This window comes from Hymenobacter terricola (assembly GCF_017921975.2).
GTDB classification, from domain to species: domain Bacteria; phylum Bacteroidota; class Bacteroidia; order Cytophagales; family Hymenobacteraceae; genus Hymenobacter; species Hymenobacter terricola.
The window spans coordinates 72,647-87,049 of record NZ_JAGEMO020000018.1 but is presented as its reverse complement, the minus strand read 5'-3'; the positions used below and the strand labels follow the sequence as shown (position 1 = coordinate 87,049).

Below are 14,403 nucleotides of genomic sequence, written 5' to 3'. Positions count from 1 at the left end.
GGGTGGGGTACATTGTCCGGCGGGTGCCCGCCGCGCCCGCAGGCGGCCGGGTGGCTTAGCGCGCCAGCTTTTGCGTCACGGTGCCGCTGGGGGTAAAAATCTGTATGGTGTAGAGGCCGGCCGGCAGGGCGCTCAAATCGAGGGAGCGGGTGGGGGCGGCGGCCCTGGGCGGAGCGGCTTCGCGCAGTACCACGCGGCCGGTGGCGTCGAGCACGGCGAGGGGCGCGGCCAGCAAGTCGGGCTCGGCGCTGCTGAGCTGGTAGCGGCCGTCGGGGCTGGGGTTGGGGAAGGCGGTGAGGGCGGCGCTCAGGGCCGCGTCGCGGGTGGCCGTGGCCGTGCCAGTGAAGGAAATATCGTCAATCCGCAGCGTGGTGCCCGTGGTCACGGTCCGGGAATTGCCCGAAATAAAGACCATCGATACCGAATCGGGGGCCAGCCCCGAAGTGTATTGCAGCGGCAAAGTGACCGGGGCATAGCTGGCGGCCGGGACCGAAAACACGTAGCTGGCGCCGGCCACGAGGGTGGCCGCGCCATTCACCCGGCGGGTGAGCAGCACGTACATGGCCGCCGAATCGGCCAGGGCCTGCGTGCCGCTGAGCTCGTAATAAAACTGCAAGCTCCGGGGCCGGCCCGTGAATGGCACGCCGCCCAGCCCGGTAAAACTGCGGTTGAGGGTGGTGCCCAGGATGAGGATGCCGGGAAACTGAGCAACGCCCGCCACGGCCTGCGTCTGCAGCTGGGCCGCAAAAGAGCCTCCGTGCGCCACCGTGGTTTTCGTCACCGTGCCCGTGGGAAAAATGCCACCGATGAAGTCGTCGGTGGTCAGCCAGTTGGACGGCACCTCCCGGCCGTTGCGCGTCACCCACGTTTCGAGGTTGCTGTTGGGAAAAGTTTGGGCCGGGGCCGGGGCGGCGCCCAATAGGCCCGCGCCGGCCACCAGGAGGCGCAGGAGGTGGATAGTTGTTTTCATGAGACAGGGAAGAAAGGGTGAGGCAGTGCCAGGGCCCCGCCAGGGCAAACGCACCCGCTTGCCGGCGTCCTATAAAGATATATTAAATTTAATATTTAATTGTAGCTTGAACAGTGGTCTAAAGGCTCGATTCAGCCACCGGCCCGGGACTGCGGGCCGATTCCCCGGGGCCGCCCAAAACCAAAACGGCCACCCCGAGGGGCGGCCGTTGGCAACGCTGGAAGAGGGGTGGGCGGGCTTATTTCACCACCAGTTTTTGCACCACCGTGCCTTGCTCGGTGTGCAGCTGCAGGGTGTAGAGGCCGGCGGCCTGGTCGCCCAGGGCAACTTCGCGCAGGGCGGCGGGGCTGGCTTTGGGGCCTTGCAGCACCACGCGGCCGGTGGCATCGGTCACGGTGAAGGGGGCGGCCAGCAGGGCGGGCTGGGTGGTGTTCAGCGTGAAGCGGCCGTCGGTGCTGGGGTTGGGCGCCACGCTCACGGCGGCTTGCAGCTCGGCGTTGCGGGTGGCCGTGACGGTGCCGATGGTCACGTCATCCACAAACAGCTGCGTGCCCACCGTGGGGTGGCTCGTGTTGCTGGAAAGGAAGGTAAGGTGTACCGAATCGGGCGCGGCGGCGCTGGAGTAGGTGATGGGCAGCGTGACCAGCGTGTAGGTAGCTACCGGTGGCAGCAGCACGCCCCGGAAAGCTACTTCCTGGGTGCTGCCGGCCACGTTGTGCGTGAGCGAGAAGAAGATGGCCGCCGAGTCGCTGGCCGCCGCCGCCCCCGTCAGCTTGTAGTAGAACTGGATTTGGGTGGGCCGGCTGGTGTAGGGAACCCCGGTAATCTCGGCGCCGTCGGACGAGAAATTAATCTGGCTGCCCAGCGCCATAATGCCCGGCAGCGTAGCCGAAGCGCCCTGGAGCGTGTAGAGCTTGTTGGTCAGCAGGGCCGCATACGTGCCGCCGTGGGCGTCGGTCGTTTTGGAAACGGTGGTCGTGCTGTTTGGCAAAGACCCAAAAAAGTCGCCGTACAAGTCGTCGGTCGTCTGCCAGTTTTGGGGCGCCTCCACGCCCGTGCCCACGGCGGTAGTCCGCTGCGTCCAGGTTTCGAGGTTGAGGTTGGGAAGGGCCTGGCCCTGGGCTGAAGCAGCCAGGCCGGTGCCGGCCACCAGGGCCAGCGCAATACGGGTAAAAGCTCTCATAAGCTTAAAAAGGGGAAGAAAGTGAGGTAATGTGTACGACAGTACGCCCCAAAGATACCCGCATTCACCCCCAAAAAGCCGCTTAAAACGACAGAAACCTGGTTTTTACCGACGTCTATACCCAAACTAGGCTTGCAAAGCCACCGGGCATCGCACCTGCGGGCCGGGCAGTCAGCCAAAAGTAAACGGGTTGTCAGTTGTCATTCAAATGATTATTAGCCTGCTAACAACTTAATAGCTACTCCACCACCAGGCGCCGGGCCTGCCCGCCGCCGCGCACCACGTAGATGCCCGGCGTGAGGCGGGCGGGCAGCACCAGCTGTAGCAGCCCGCTGGCGGGCAGAGCCCCGGTGAGCAGCAGCCGGCCGGTCAGGTCGAATACCTGCACGGCCTGGCCGGAAGGCAGGCCCGCTACCGCCACGGTGCCGCGCGCCGGGTTGGGCCACACCCGCAGCTGGGCGGCCAGGCCGCCGGGCACGGCCACGGCCCGCACCGGCGAGAAGGTTTCGGCCCCGGTCTGGTCCAGCTGGCGCAGGCGGTAGTACACAGCCGGGCCGGGGTAAGTGGCCAGGGAGCCGTCGTCGAACTGGTACTGGCGGGGGCTCACGCTGCTGCCTTGGCCCGCTACCCACCCCAGGCGGCGAAAAGAGGCGCCGTCGGCGGAGGCCTCAACGGCGAAACCGGCGTTGTCTTTCTCCGAAGCCGTGGCCCAGGCCAGGTGCGCCGTGGCTGCCCGCACCTCGGCTGTGAAGGCGGTGAGCTCTACGGGCAGGGGCACGGCGGCGCCGGAGAGGGTGAGGTTGGCGTTGTTGATGGCGAAGAAGACGTTGTCCAGGGCCTGGATTTTCAGGCGGCCCTGGGTCGTGGTCGCGTTAGGCAGCCGGATTTGTTCGGTGCCATCGTTGGCGGTGCTGGCCAGCAGCACGGTGGGAAAGGTGAGGCCGCCATCGGTGGAGAACAGGACCTGCACGTTGGCGCAGCTCACCGGGGCCTGGTCGGTGCCAAGCACGCTCCAGGCCAGGTTGTAGAGGCTGTTGGGGGCGGCGGTGAAAGCGGCGCTGGGGGTGGTGACGGCAAACGGGCCGGCGGCGGCCACGGCCAGGGCCACGTTGGCCCCGGCCACGCCGCCCCCGCCGCTGTGGTTGTCGCGGGCCGTGAGGCGGAAATTGAGGGAACGGGCCACCTGGGGCAGTATTTCGCCCAGCGAAGCCGTGTTGCTCAGAATGGAAGTCAGCGCCGGAAACGTGCGCACCGGGCTGGCCACCGGCGCAAAGCTGCGGAACAGCGGCGGCCCACTCACGTCGGTGGCCGCGCCTGCCAGCCCGCTGGGGTTGCCGGTGTCCAGCTCTTCCCAGGAGTAGGTAAGGGCGTCGCCGTCGGGGTCGGTGCCGCTGCCGGCCAGGGCGAAGGGCGTGCCCAGCGGAATGGTGTAGGTGCTGGGCGGCACGGTGAGGCTGGGGGGCTGGTTGCCGGTGGCCGTGGCGGAGCCGCAAGCACTCCCCAGGTCGGTTATAATGGCGCTGAGGCTGCCGGCGTGGAAATAGGTGATGCCGGCCCCCACGTTATCGGGCGAGCAGCGGCTGTCGTACGACATGATGGTGTTGCCCGCGCCCGGCTCGTAGGCCAGGCCCGCGCTGCGGTTGCCGCCGCTGCAATTGCCCTGGTCGCCGTTGAACGTGTGGGCCGACCCGAGCTGGTGGCCCATTTCGTGGGTGGTTACCGTGGCCATCAGGCCGGGCGAGGCCCCGGTAGAGGCCCCGCCGCCCTTGAAAGCATCGAGGCACGTCACGCCAATGTAGGCCACGCCGGAGTAGCCCCCGGCCCGGTAGCCCAGCACGTGGCCGATGTCGTAGTTGGCGCTGCCAATCACGGTGTTGATAGAAGCGCGGCTTTCATCAATCATGGTGCCGGGGGTGCTGTTGGTATAAGGGTCGGTGGTCGGGTCGGTGTAAATGAGGAGGTTGTTGCTGCCAATGAGCTGCAGGCGCACGGCCAGCTCCCGCTCATACACGGCGTTCAGGGCACTCACCAGCGTGACGAGGCTGGCCATCGTAGTGACCAGGCTGTTATTGCCAAAAGCCGGGTTCTGGTAATATTCGCCGGTGGTGGCCAGGGCCAGGCGCAGGGTGCGCAGCTGGCTGCCGTAGGGCGCAGGCGGCAGGGGGGGAGTGCCGCCCAGGGTGCGCAGCGCCCGGCCCGGTACCGGCAGGGCCAGGCAGTCGAAATCGAGCGGGGCATCGGCCTGGCTTTGGTAGCGGCTGGCAGCGCTGGGGTCAGCCAGTATGCTGAGCGGGCCGGTGGGGGTGAGCACCTGGGCGTGCAGGCCGGCGGGCGTCGTTTCCAGGCGCACCGTGGTGGCAAAGTCATCGAGCGCCCGGCCGGCGTAGGTCTGAATCTGGGGGTAGCGGGCGGCCAGCGCCGGGGCCATCACCGGCACCCGGGAAATGGCGAAGCGGTGCAGCGTGCCGTCGGGAAAGGGCAGCTCCAGGGCTACGGCTTTGGCGGGCTGCGTTTCGGGCGGGGCCAGGGCCAGGCGGGCGGCCAGCTGGGCGGCATCCAGCACGAACCAGCTGGCCGGCGCCAGGGAGGCTGCCGCGCCGCGGGCCAGCGGCGGGGGCACCGGCTGCCACAGCGGGGGGGGCGCCTGGCCGTGGGCTTCCCCCACCAGCAGCAGGGTGGTGATAAATACGAAGAAAACTGCCCGGTAGCCGTTGCGCATAGCCAAATAATTACCTGATAATACATTGCCTGAACCCCAACATAGCGGCCAAGGCGGCAACTGGCAAAATCCAAAAATTGCCAGCTGCCATTCAGAGAATAGCAAAGCAACGCATAACGCAGGATAGTTCACGTAAACCGCTACGCAATTATTTTTGAATCGGAAGCAGATTAGTTAATAGCAATAGGTAATTATTAGAAAAATTAAATTTGTTCCCAGCAAGTTGCTGCCTCAGGCAGCGTGCCGGGCGACCCCGATGGCTTCAGGTTTCTTCTTTTTTTGCTTCCGGAAGTGTGGCCTGCTGCCCCGGCCAGGCCCGCTACAAAAAGCGCGCTTTGAGCGCCGGCGTGGGCAGCATGCAGCTTTCTTCCCGCCCAAACCACCGGTAGCGGTGGCGGGCAATGAAGCGGTAGACGGCGTCGCGCCAGGCGCGGGGCAGCACCCAGCCCAGCGCGGCCAGCCGCCACCCGCCACCCAGCCCGCGGGCAATTCGGAGCACGGCCGTAGAGTGGGAATACAGCTGCCCCCCGCTCAGCAGCAGCACCGATTCGGGCTCGGCCGGCAGGGCCGCAGGCGCAATGCCCTGGGCGGCCAGCAAGGCGCGGGCGGCGTCGCTTTGCAGGGCGGCGAAGCGGAAGTGGGCGTTGGGGTCGTGGCGAATAACGAACTGCACGAAGCCGTTGCAGAGGTTGCACACGCCGTCGAACAGGATGGTATCGGGAGCGGTATCGGGCATGGGAAGGATGGCAAGGCCGGCAGTTGGTCCTTAACGGCCCGGCCGGTATCGGGTTGGGCCGGCGCAGGAAAAGTGCCGATGCGGAACGGATAAGGGCGGGTAAAAAACTGGTTTTGTCTGCTTGCTACGTAGTTATGCGGGCGAAAATACGGGTTTATGCGGCGGTTGGCTGCCTGGGCTTGTCCGTATAGCTACCCAGTCAACCAACCTTGCAATCCGATGCTCATCAAAAAAACCTCTGTGTTCGGGGCGGCATTTGCCATCAGCACCGCTCTGCTGAGCGCCTGCAACGGCAACAAAACCAGCACTACCGAAACCAGTACCTCGACCACTACCCCGGCCGGTTCCTCAAGCTCCACGAGCATGACCAGCGACTCGACCAGTACCATGAGCGGCACCACCAGCGGTGCTATGGACACCATCAAGCGCTGAGCACCAGCGGCTCGACCACGCGCTAAGCGGCGCTTTACGCATTCTTTTTAGCAAGGCGAAAAGGCGGGGTGCGCCAATGACTAGCTTTCCGTCTTGTTGGGTAGTAGCCGGTTTCGGCCCAAAATTTCCGCCAATCTATGGACCGTGCTCCGTTTCTATCCCAACTCGTTCAGGAGCCCGAACCGGTCGTGAGTGAGTCCCCGGCCGCTTCCACGCCGGGTTTCTGGAGCGTGTTGCGGCGGCCGTTTGTGCTCGATTTGCGGGCGCTGGCGCTGCTGCGCATGGCCACGGCCGCCGTAGTACTGCTCGATTTGGCCATTCGCAGCACTGATTTGGAGGCCCATTACGCCAACATGGGCGTGCTGCCCCTGCCCGCGCTGCTCGACCACGCCTGGACGCCCTACCAGTTTTCATTGCACGCCGCCAGCGGGCTGTGGCAGGCCCAGGCCGCGTTGTTTGCGCTGGCGGCCGGGCTGGCCGGGGCGCTGCTGGCCGGCTACCACACGCGGCTGGCTACGGTGGCTTCGTGGGTGTTGCTGGTGTCGGTGCAAAACCGCAATCCGCTCATCTGCCAGGGCGGCGACGACCTCCTGCGGATGCTGCTGTTCTGGGGGATTTTCCTGCCCTGGGGGCGCGTGTGGTCCTGGGATGCGCGCGCCCGGCCGGCCCCCGAGCGCCTTGACTATTTCAGCGCGGCCACGGTGGCCTACATCGTGCAGCTGGCGCTGCTGTACTGGTGCACCGCCCTGCTCAAAAACGGCCCCGAATGGACCCAGACCGGCACGGCGCTCTACTACGCCTTCAGTCTCGACCAGCTGCTGCTGCCCGTGGGGCGGCTGCTTTATCCGCACCCGGACCTGCTGCGCTTCCTCACCTTTGGCACGTATTATACCGAACTGCTGCTGCCGTTTGCGCTGTTTTTGCCGGTGGGCGTGGCCCGGTGGCGGCTATTGGTGGTGGGGGTGCTGGTTGGGTTTCACCTCGGCATCAGCCTTACGCTGTACGTGGGCCTGTTTTTCCTGGTGAATATGGCGTCGGTGCTGGGCCTGCTGCCGCCCGTGGCCGTGGATTGGCTGGAGGCGCGCCTGCTGCCGCACGCGGCGCGGCTCCGGCGCTGGCGGCCGCGCCTGCCCGCCTGGCAGGCCCCGTGGCGGCTGCGCCTGGAACGCACCCGCGAACCCTCGGCCGGGAGCCGGCAGCTGCTGCGCGACGTGCGCGAAACGCTGGTGGCCGTGGTGCTGGCCTACGTGTGCTGGTGGAACCTCGACGACGTGGCCGTGCTGCGGCCGGCGGGCCGGCTGATGGCGGCGCCGGTGCGCTGGTTTGGCTATCTTTTTCGCGTCGACCAGCACTGGGGCATGTTTGCGCCCACGGTGTTCAAGGACGATGGCTGGTACATTCTGGAAGGCACCACGGCCGACGGCCGCCAGCTCGATTTGAACCGTGGCGGCGCGCCCGTGCGCTACGCCAAGCCGGCCGCGGTGGTGGCCTTGTTCAAGAACGACCGGTGGCGCAAGTATTCCGAGAATTACCTCTTCGTGAGCAATGCCTGGATGCGGCCCTACTACTGCAATTACCTGCTGCGCATCTGGCACGAAAACCCTGCCCATGCGCCGCTGCGGCATCTTTCGGTGGTGTACATGAAGGAGGAGTCGCTGCCCGACTACCGGGTGGCCAAGCCCGTCCGCGAAGTGCTGTGCGACTGTGAAATGCCCGCGGAAACTCCCGCTCTGGTAAAAAATACGGAATAGGAAATAAGTAGTTTTTGGGCGGAAATACGAATAAATCGCGCAGCTAACGCTCGTATAGTCACAGAGTCAACGGTAGCAATACCTTTCTTTTTACCAATCCCATGCCCTATGAAACGTAAATGGCTTTCTGTGCTGACCGGCGCCGTTCTGTGCTCGTCGCTCACTGTTTTCAGCGCTTGCACCACCTCTGAAAATGCCGGCTCCACCAGCGGCACCACTTCGGGCAGCACCTCCGGCACCACGGACGGCACCACTACGGGTACCACCACCTCCGGCGCTACTACCGGTACCACTACTACCGGTACCACTACATCCGGCACCACTACTACCGGCACCACATCCGGCACCACTACCACTGGCACGACTTCGGGCACCACTACCACTGGCACTACCACCAGCGGCACCACTACCTGATTTGCCAAGTGCTGAGATAGCAACAAGGGCCATATCCCTCCTCGGATATGGCCCTTTTATTTCCCTTGGCCGCCCCGCCTTCAGGCCCACTGCTTGAGGTACTGAAACACCTCGGGGTGGGTGAGCAGGCCGCCGTGGTGCTGCTGGCTGAACACGGCCGTGCGCACCTGGGCACCGGCCGGCAGGGCGACCTCATCGCCAAAGGTGGCGTGGCCGCGGGCGCTGCCCTGGCCCACCAGCCCATCGCCAAAGTATTCGCGCAGGGCCGAGGGCCGGGTCGAGCGCAGCCACGCGCCCATGAGAATGTGGTAGCGCACGCCGGGCAGCGGCGGCACGGGCGTGCGCGGCGGCGTGAGGTCGTTGGCGTGGGCGTCCTGCCAGTCCTCGTCCACCAGAATGGAGTAGCGCAGGTCTTTGATGCCGTTGCTGCGCTGGTTGAGGGCCTTGCTCAGGAAGCGGGTGGGAAACAGGTTGATGCGCTCCAGCAGCCGCGCCGTGAGGTGGGAGTTTTGTTCCAGCCACGAGCCATCGTTGGGCGTGCCAATGAGGAAGACCGACCGCAGATGGGCCAGCCAGGGCGCGGGCGTTGCGCTTAATGAGGAATTGGGAATGAAGAATGAGGAATTATCGGTGGCTGGAGCTTTGGGTACCGGCCTCAATTCTTCATTCTTCATTCCCAATTCTTCATTAAGCGCAGCGTAATACCCCGCGCTCCGGATAATGAGCCCGCCCATGCTGTGGCCCACCAGCACCAGCTCGCCGATGGCGTCGGGGTAGGTATTTACCAGCTCGGTGAGCAGGCGGCTGAGCTCGCGGCCGTTTTCGGAAAGGTGCAGGCCGGAATTGAAGCGCAGGTACAGTGCCCGGACGTGGGTTTCCTCGGCCAAACGCGGGCCGTAGCGGCGGCTGCCGGGCGGGTCCTGGAAGCCGGTTTGCCAGATGAGCTCATCGCCCATCAGGCCGTGCACGAACACCACGGTTTTCTGGAGGGGCTCGGCGAGGCGCAGGTCGGCCACGGCCACGTCCTGCCCGCCCCGCCGGAAGCTCAGGCGGATGGCGCGCGGGTCGAAGCGGGCGGCCAGTTGGTCGCCCAGGGCCCCGTTCAGCACCGGCAGAAAGAAATGCTGGTGCGCCTTGCCCGACCGCACGAGGTAGCCGGCGCCGCGCACGGGCAGGAGGGCGGCCCGCCCCACGGCCCCCAGGGCACGGCGGAAGCGGGACGGCTGGCGGGGGGCGGAATCGGACATAAGCAGGAAGGCCGGGCGGCCGTGAGGCGGGAATGAAGCCCGAAAGTAGCGCCACCCCCGATATTCCGTTGGCCTTCCGCCCGAAATCAACGTACTTTGCATTCCCAATCCCTAGCACCACTTCATGAAGCTTTCTTCCCGTTTCGCCCTGGCCCTGCTGCTGGGCACTGCCCTGGCAACCACGCTTTCGTCCTGCGATAACCGCTGGAGCCCCGGCGAAAATACCCAATTCAAGCGCGGTTTTTCTAACCCTCCCGGCTGGCACACGGCCGATATCAGCCGCGACAGTATCAATAACCAGCAGAAAGCGCCAGCCGCCACGGGCGAGGGCTCGGCCACGGCCATCAAAAACGGCACTACTCAAGACAAGCTGAATTCGGCCCCGGCCGGTGCCAGCGCTTCTTCGCCCCAAACCGCCAGCGGCCAGATGGCCCCGGTGGACCAGGCCCAGCCAAAAAAATAGCACCTCGTTGCTTCGAACGCAAAAAGCCCGCTGCCATCCCGGTGGCGGGCTTTTTGCGTTCGAGGCAACGAGGTGCTCGCGGCACCCGCCGAGCCTTATTCCGCCACCGGCGGCTGGCCCGGCCGGGCGTAGCCAAAGCGCACCGGCGGCTGCACTGCGTGGTAGCCGTCGAGGCCGGAAATGCAGGCATCGGCCAGCGCCACGAGGTCGAGGGTGCCGTCTTCTCGCAGGCCTTCTTCGCGCAGATAAATGTGCTCTACGGTGCCCACCAGCAGCACCGTGCCGTTGCTGATGTGGTGCTCTTCCAGCAGTCGCAGGCCGATGCTGAGCGGGCTTTCGGCTACGTAGGGCGCGGGGAAATCGCCGCGGAACACGGCCGTGAAGCCGCATTCATCAAACTCCGAAACGTTGTCGGGGAAATTGGCGGAGGTGTAGTGGGCTGCGGCCGCCAGCGCCACGGGCACGTGGTTGAGGGTATAGCAGCCGCTGGCTTTGAGGTTGGCGTAGGTGTGGCGGGGCACGGTGGTGGGCCGGGTGATGATGCCCAGCAGGGGCGGGTCGGAGCCCAGGTGCAGGGCCGAGCTGAAGACGGCCAGGTTGGTGCCGCCGTCGGGCGCGGCCGTGCCCACCAGATTAGCGGGCTTGAAGCCGGGCAGGCCGTTGACGAGGTTGAGGCGGTAAATCTTTTCGAACGCCTGGATGTCGGCGGCGGTGAGGTGGCGCATGAAAGGTCAGTTGGCAGTTAGCAGGGAACAGTTAGCAGATAAGGCTTCCGAACTAAAATTGTTCACCGCTAATTGTTCCCTGCTAACTGAAATTAGCGTTCCAGCTTGAAGCCGGGCTCGCGGGCAGGGGGGGCGGTGCGGTTGGCCACGGCCCAGCCGGTAAGGTACATCCACTGGGTCATGCGCGTCAGCTTGGCGTAGTCGATGCGGCTGGCTTCGTCGCGCGGGGTGTGGTAGTCGGGGTGCAGCAGCGAGGTGTACATGATGGCCGGGATGCCCAGGCGGGCGTAGGGCAGGTGGTCGGAGCGGAAATACCAGCCTTCGGGGTGGGTGGCCTTGTCCCATTCGGTGTCGAGCTTGAATTTGGGGCCGGCCTGGTTGGCCGCCAGGGCCGTTGTTACCAGGTCCGAGGAGTTGAGGTGCGGCGGAATGGAGCCCAGCAGGGCGGCGCTATCGGCCACGTTGCGGCCCATCATCTCCGCGTTCAGCACGGCCACGATGCTGGCCTGCGGCACCGTGGGGTTGGCCGAGTAGTAGCGCGAGCCCAGCAGGCCGCGCTCCTCCGCGCCGTGGTACACGAACAGCGCCGAGCGCCGGGCCGGCTGCTGCTTAAAGGCCCGCATGATGGCCAGCAGCGCCGCGCAGCCGGTGGCGTTGTCGTCGGCGCCGTTGTAAATTGAGTCGCCGGCCACGGGGGCGCGCACGCCGTCGTGGTCCTGATGGGTACTGAAAAGGACGTATTCTTTCTTCAGCTGCGCATCCGTGCCGGGCACTTTGGCCACGATGTTGACCGTGGGATAGAGGAAGCTTTCTACTTTCAAATCGGTGCTGAATTGCTGGCCGGCCTGCTGCACCCAGTCCTTGGCCGATTCGGGCAGCAGGATGATGGGGGCCGTGTCCACCATCTTGGTGTTGGGGTCGCCGGGCAGGCCATAGCGCCCGCGCTCGTAAATGTGGCCCCAGTGCTCGTACACGGCCTGCGCCCGCGAATCGGAAACAAAAATCACCGCCGCCGCGCCGGCCTTCATCAGCTCCACCGACTTGTCGCGCAGGGTGGCCGTCAGGAAGCGCCGAAAGCTCAGGTCGGCCGTGGGTTGGCCCGAAAACAGCAGCGCCACGGCCTTGCCTTTGAGGTCGATTTTGGCCATCTCCGACGCGGTGCCGGTGCCCACATACACCAGCGGCGCCGTGACGGCGTAGGTGGTGGGTGCGAAAACCAGGGCGTCCTGGTTCGGCTTCAATTGGTGCGTGCCGATGCTCAGGCGGCTGGCCTTGGTGAGGCGCGTGCGCTGCAAATGGAACCACTGGAAATAGGTGCCGTCGTCGCCGGCCGGCAGCAAGCCAATGGCGCGAATCTGCTCGGCGAGCCACACCGAGGCTTTCAGCTCGTCGAGCGTGCCGCCCTCGCGGCCCCGGAAATGGTCGCCGGCCAGGGCAAACAGGTCGCGCTTGATATCGGCTTCGTGAATGGCGCTTTCGGCGGTGGTGGCTTTGGCAGCGGTTTTGGCGGCTGGTTTTTTCTGGGCGGAGGCGGCCAGCGGCGCGGCCAAAGCCAGGCCCGCTACCAGCAGGCGCAAAGTGAAGCGGAATAGTCTTTTCATGAATAGCAGGAAAGTGAATGGATTTGTACGTAGCTGGCAAAAATGGTGCTGCCAGGCTTGCAGCGGTGCAATAGCCGGGCCGCCCGAAGTTCATTGCCCGGCCCGTTTCATTTGGCGGTGGGCGCGGTGTCCGGCCGCAGGTATTCATCGAGCCATTCCAGCCAGAGGCGGTTCCATTCGGCGCTGCGCACGGGGTCGCCGGGGACGTGGGCCGCAATGGGAAACGCCACGAAGCGCACCGGTACGTGATTGTCTTTCAGGGCGTGGTAGAATTTATAGGCGTTGGCGATGGGCACGCGGTAGTCGCCCACGTTGTGCAGGATGAGGGTGGGCGTGCGCCAGCGCGTGGCCCGCGAAATGGGGGACTGCACCCGGTACCGCGCCAGGTTTTCGGCGCTCAGCCAGGGCGAGGGGCCGTAGTGCACGGCGTTGGCGGCGTTGTTGTCGCTCAGGTTGTAGCTGTCGAGCAAATCGACCACGGCGGCCCCGGCCACGGCGCAGCGCCAGCGGCGCGGCTCGCCCATCAGCCAGGCCGTCATAAAGCCGCCGTAGCTCGCGCCGCTTAGCGCAATGCGGCTGGTGTCGACCCAGCCGCGCCGTTCCAGCATGGCAATGCCGGCCAGCACGTCGCGCCCCGGCCCGGCCCCCGCATCGCCCCGAATGGCCCGCTGGAAGGCGTAGCCCAGGTTGTCGCTGCCCCGGTAGTTGGGCTGAAACACCACGTAGCCGTGCGCCGCCACCGCCTGCCCCAGCCCGTAAAACGCCACGCGTGAGGAATTGGAGGGCCCGCCGTGCATCATCAGCACCAGCGGGTATTTTTTGGCCGGGTCGAAGTCGGGCGGGTAGGTCAGGATGCCGTTGGGCCGCAGGTTGTCCGAAGTCCAGTCCACGGTTTCCATGCGGCCCAGGGCCAGGGCAGCGGTTTCGTGGTTGAAATCGGTGAGGCGGCGCGGCGCGGACTTGGGCGAGGCCAGGTAGTACAGCTCGGCCGGGCGGCCCGGCTCGCTGGCCGTGAGGGCCATAGAATTGCGGCGGCCCACCGACATTTCCACCCAGTAGCTGCCATTGGGCGACACCGCGCCCAGCGGCAGCTTGCGGCTCCGGCCGGTCAGCTCCTGCTGCCAGATGGAAACGCCGGCTCCGTCGTTGCCGCCCACCAGCAGGCTTTTGCCATCGGGGCTCCACAGGGCGCGTTGCAGATTGCGGTCGAGGGTGCGGGTGAGGGCGCGCGCGGGGCCGCCCCCGGCCGGAATCAGCTGGAATTCCAGCGCCTCAAAAGAGCCCGTGTCGCGTGGGGTTTGGTAGCTAATCCACCGGCCATCGGGCGAAAACGCCGGCAGCTCAATTTGCCGGGGCGGGCCGCTTACTTCGCGCATGGCGCCGGTGGCCACATTCACGGTGCAGAGGGTGGAATTCAGGTCGCCGGTCTGCGGCGTGGCGCGCCGCGTGAACACGAGCGTGCGGCCATCGGGAGCCCAGTCGAAGGGTTCGGAAGAATCGTTGGGCAGGCTCCAGGGGCCGCTGGTGAGGCGGCGGGCGGGCTGCGCGCCGGCAGCATCGGCCAGCCAGAGATGGTCGGGAACCGGGGCGGCGGTGAGCGTGGCGCTGCCATCGCCCACTTCGAAACGGTCGTTGCCGCGCTCGGTTTCGGCCTGGTTGGCGGGCTCATCGGCGGCGGTGTAGGCCAGCGTGGCCCCGTCGGGGCTCCAGCGGAAGTGCTGCACGCTGGTGGGCCCGTTGGTTATCTGCCGGGCCTCGGCGGCACCTGCGAAGGACTGCACGAACAGCTGCGTATGCGCGTCCTGGCCCATGCCGGGGCGCGCCAGAAACGCCACCCGGTTGCCGGTGGGCGACCAGCGGGGCTGCTTCGCGGTGGGCCGGCCGGCCACCAGCACGCGCTGCCGGCCGCTGGCCACGTCCACCAGCACGATTTCGGCTTCGTGGCGATTGGTGCCAAGGTTGGGCCTCGAAACCACTACCAGAATGCTGTTGCCATCGGGCGAGAGCTGCGGGTCGGTCACGCTCACCACCTTGCCGATATCGGCCAGTTCGAAGCGGCGCTGGGCGAGGCTCGGGTAGGCCGGCAGCAGGAGCGCCAGCGCCAGCGCCAGCCGCGGGAGCGGTCGGGCCGCCGTGCGCAGGAGCAGCAAGAGCATGTTCAT

Annotated in this window: 12 protein-coding genes; 4 read left to right on the top strand and 8 right to left on the bottom strand. The window is 66.0% G+C overall.

Annotated features, from left to right (window positions below; all coding sequences use genetic code 11):
* Nucleotides 1-55 precede the first annotated feature (55 nt).
* From J4G38_RS14500 to J4G38_RS14485, 4 genes are all read right to left on the bottom strand, one after another.
* Nucleotides 56-970: a T9SS type A sorting domain-containing protein gene (locus J4G38_RS14500; protein ID WP_210518565.1), complete on the bottom strand. Its 915-nt coding sequence runs from the start codon at nucleotides 968-970 to the stop codon at nucleotides 56-58.
* A 238-nt stretch (nucleotides 971-1,208) separates the two neighbouring features.
* Complete coding sequence (locus J4G38_RS14495; protein WP_210518563.1) at nucleotides 1,209-2,153, bottom strand: T9SS type A sorting domain-containing protein; 945 nt, start codon at nucleotides 2,151-2,153, stop codon at nucleotides 1,209-1,211.
* Between the two features lie 238 nt (nucleotides 2,154-2,391).
* The gene (locus tag J4G38_RS14490) at nucleotides 2,392-4,872 is read right to left on the bottom strand and encodes a reprolysin-like metallopeptidase (RefSeq protein WP_210518561.1); all 2,481 of its coding nucleotides are present in this window, start codon (nucleotides 4,870-4,872) and stop codon (nucleotides 2,392-2,394) included.
* A gap of 319 nt (nucleotides 4,873-5,191) precedes the next feature.
* Nucleotides 5,192-5,608: a thiol-disulfide oxidoreductase DCC family protein gene (locus J4G38_RS14485; protein WP_210518559.1), complete on the bottom strand. Its 417-nt coding sequence runs from the start codon at nucleotides 5,606-5,608 to the stop codon at nucleotides 5,192-5,194.
* Nucleotides 5,609-5,827: 219 nt separating this feature from the next.
* Between J4G38_RS14485 and J4G38_RS14480 the strand changes: the two genes are divergently transcribed.
* The 3 genes from J4G38_RS14480 to J4G38_RS14470 all read left to right on the top strand — a co-directional run bounded on the left by J4G38_RS14480 (nucleotide 5,828) and on the right by J4G38_RS14470 (nucleotide 8,205).
* Complete coding sequence (locus tag J4G38_RS14480; protein WP_210518557.1) at nucleotides 5,828-6,040, top strand: hypothetical protein; 213 nt, start codon at nucleotides 5,828-5,830, stop codon at nucleotides 6,038-6,040.
* 137 nt (nucleotides 6,041-6,177) lie between these two features.
* Entirely contained in the window at nucleotides 6,178-7,791 is a 1,614-nt protein-coding gene (locus J4G38_RS14475) for an HTTM domain-containing protein (RefSeq protein WP_210518555.1), read from the top strand.
* A gap of 108 nt (nucleotides 7,792-7,899) precedes the next feature.
* Nucleotides 7,900-8,205 carry a hypothetical protein gene (locus J4G38_RS14470; RefSeq protein ID WP_210518553.1) on the top strand — a complete coding sequence of 102 codons (306 nt, stop codon included), beginning with the start codon at nucleotides 7,900-7,902 and terminating at the stop codon, nucleotides 8,203-8,205.
* Between the two features lie 80 nt (nucleotides 8,206-8,285).
* Here J4G38_RS14470 and J4G38_RS14465 read toward each other — a convergent pair whose 3' ends face one another.
* Complete coding sequence (locus tag J4G38_RS14465) at nucleotides 8,286-9,452, bottom strand: esterase/lipase family protein (protein ID WP_210518551.1); 1,167 nt, start codon at nucleotides 9,450-9,452, stop codon at nucleotides 8,286-8,288.
* 124 nt (nucleotides 9,453-9,576) lie between these two features.
* On the opposite strand from J4G38_RS14465, the gene J4G38_RS14460 reads away from it, so the two are divergent.
* Nucleotides 9,577-9,915 (top strand): hypothetical protein, encoded by a 339-nt coding sequence (locus tag J4G38_RS14460; protein WP_210518549.1) that lies wholly within the window; start codon nucleotides 9,577-9,579, stop codon nucleotides 9,913-9,915.
* A 95-nt stretch (nucleotides 9,916-10,010) separates the two neighbouring features.
* On the opposite strand, the gene J4G38_RS14455 is transcribed toward J4G38_RS14460, so the two are convergent.
* From J4G38_RS14455 to J4G38_RS14445, 3 genes are all read right to left on the bottom strand, one after another.
* Nucleotides 10,011-10,640 carry a flavin reductase family protein gene (locus J4G38_RS14455; protein ID WP_210518547.1) on the bottom strand — a complete coding sequence of 210 codons (630 nt, stop codon included), beginning with the start codon at nucleotides 10,638-10,640 and terminating at the stop codon, nucleotides 10,011-10,013.
* A gap of 92 nt (nucleotides 10,641-10,732) precedes the next feature.
* The gene (locus J4G38_RS14450) at nucleotides 10,733-12,241 is read right to left on the bottom strand and encodes a M28 family peptidase (RefSeq protein ID WP_210518545.1); all 1,509 of its coding nucleotides are present in this window, start codon (nucleotides 12,239-12,241) and stop codon (nucleotides 10,733-10,735) included.
* A 107-nt stretch (nucleotides 12,242-12,348) separates the two neighbouring features.
* Entirely contained in the window at nucleotides 12,349-14,403 is a 2,055-nt protein-coding gene (locus J4G38_RS14445) for an alpha/beta hydrolase family protein (RefSeq protein WP_210518543.1), read from the bottom strand.

Excerpts from the sequence above, each read along its gene's own strand:
- J4G38_RS14500 (WP_210518565.1), bottom strand. The coding sequence starts at position 970 with ATGAAAACAACTATCCACCTCCTGCGCCTCCTGGTGGCCGGCGCGGGC.
- J4G38_RS14495 (WP_210518563.1), bottom strand. The coding sequence starts at position 2,153 with ATGAGAGCTTTTACCCGTATTGCGCTGGCCCTGGTGGCCGGCACCGGC.
- J4G38_RS14490 (WP_210518561.1), bottom strand. The coding sequence starts at position 4,872 with ATGCGCAACGGCTACCGGGCAGTTTTCTTCGTATTTATCACCACCCTG.
- J4G38_RS14485 (WP_210518559.1), bottom strand. The coding sequence starts at position 5,608 with ATGCCCGATACCGCTCCCGATACCATCCTGTTCGACGGCGTGTGCAAC.
- J4G38_RS14480 (WP_210518557.1), top strand. The coding sequence starts at position 5,828 with ATGCTCATCAAAAAAACCTCTGTGTTCGGGGCGGCATTTGCCATCAGC.
- J4G38_RS14475 (WP_210518555.1), top strand. The coding sequence starts at position 6,178 with ATGGACCGTGCTCCGTTTCTATCCCAACTCGTTCAGGAGCCCGAACCG.
- J4G38_RS14470 (WP_210518553.1), top strand. The coding sequence starts at position 7,900 with ATGAAACGTAAATGGCTTTCTGTGCTGACCGGCGCCGTTCTGTGCTCG.
- J4G38_RS14465 (WP_210518551.1), bottom strand. The coding sequence starts at position 9,452 with ATGTCCGATTCCGCCCCCCGCCAGCCGTCCCGCTTCCGCCGTGCCCTG.
- J4G38_RS14460 (WP_210518549.1), top strand. The coding sequence starts at position 9,577 with ATGAAGCTTTCTTCCCGTTTCGCCCTGGCCCTGCTGCTGGGCACTGCC.
- J4G38_RS14455 (WP_210518547.1), bottom strand. The coding sequence starts at position 10,640 with ATGCGCCACCTCACCGCCGCCGACATCCAGGCGTTCGAAAAGATTTAC.
- J4G38_RS14450 (WP_210518545.1), bottom strand. The coding sequence starts at position 12,241 with ATGAAAAGACTATTCCGCTTCACTTTGCGCCTGCTGGTAGCGGGCCTG.
- J4G38_RS14445 (WP_210518543.1), bottom strand. The coding sequence starts at position 14,403 with ATGAACATGCTCTTGCTGCTCCTGCGCACGGCGGCCCGACCGCTCCCG.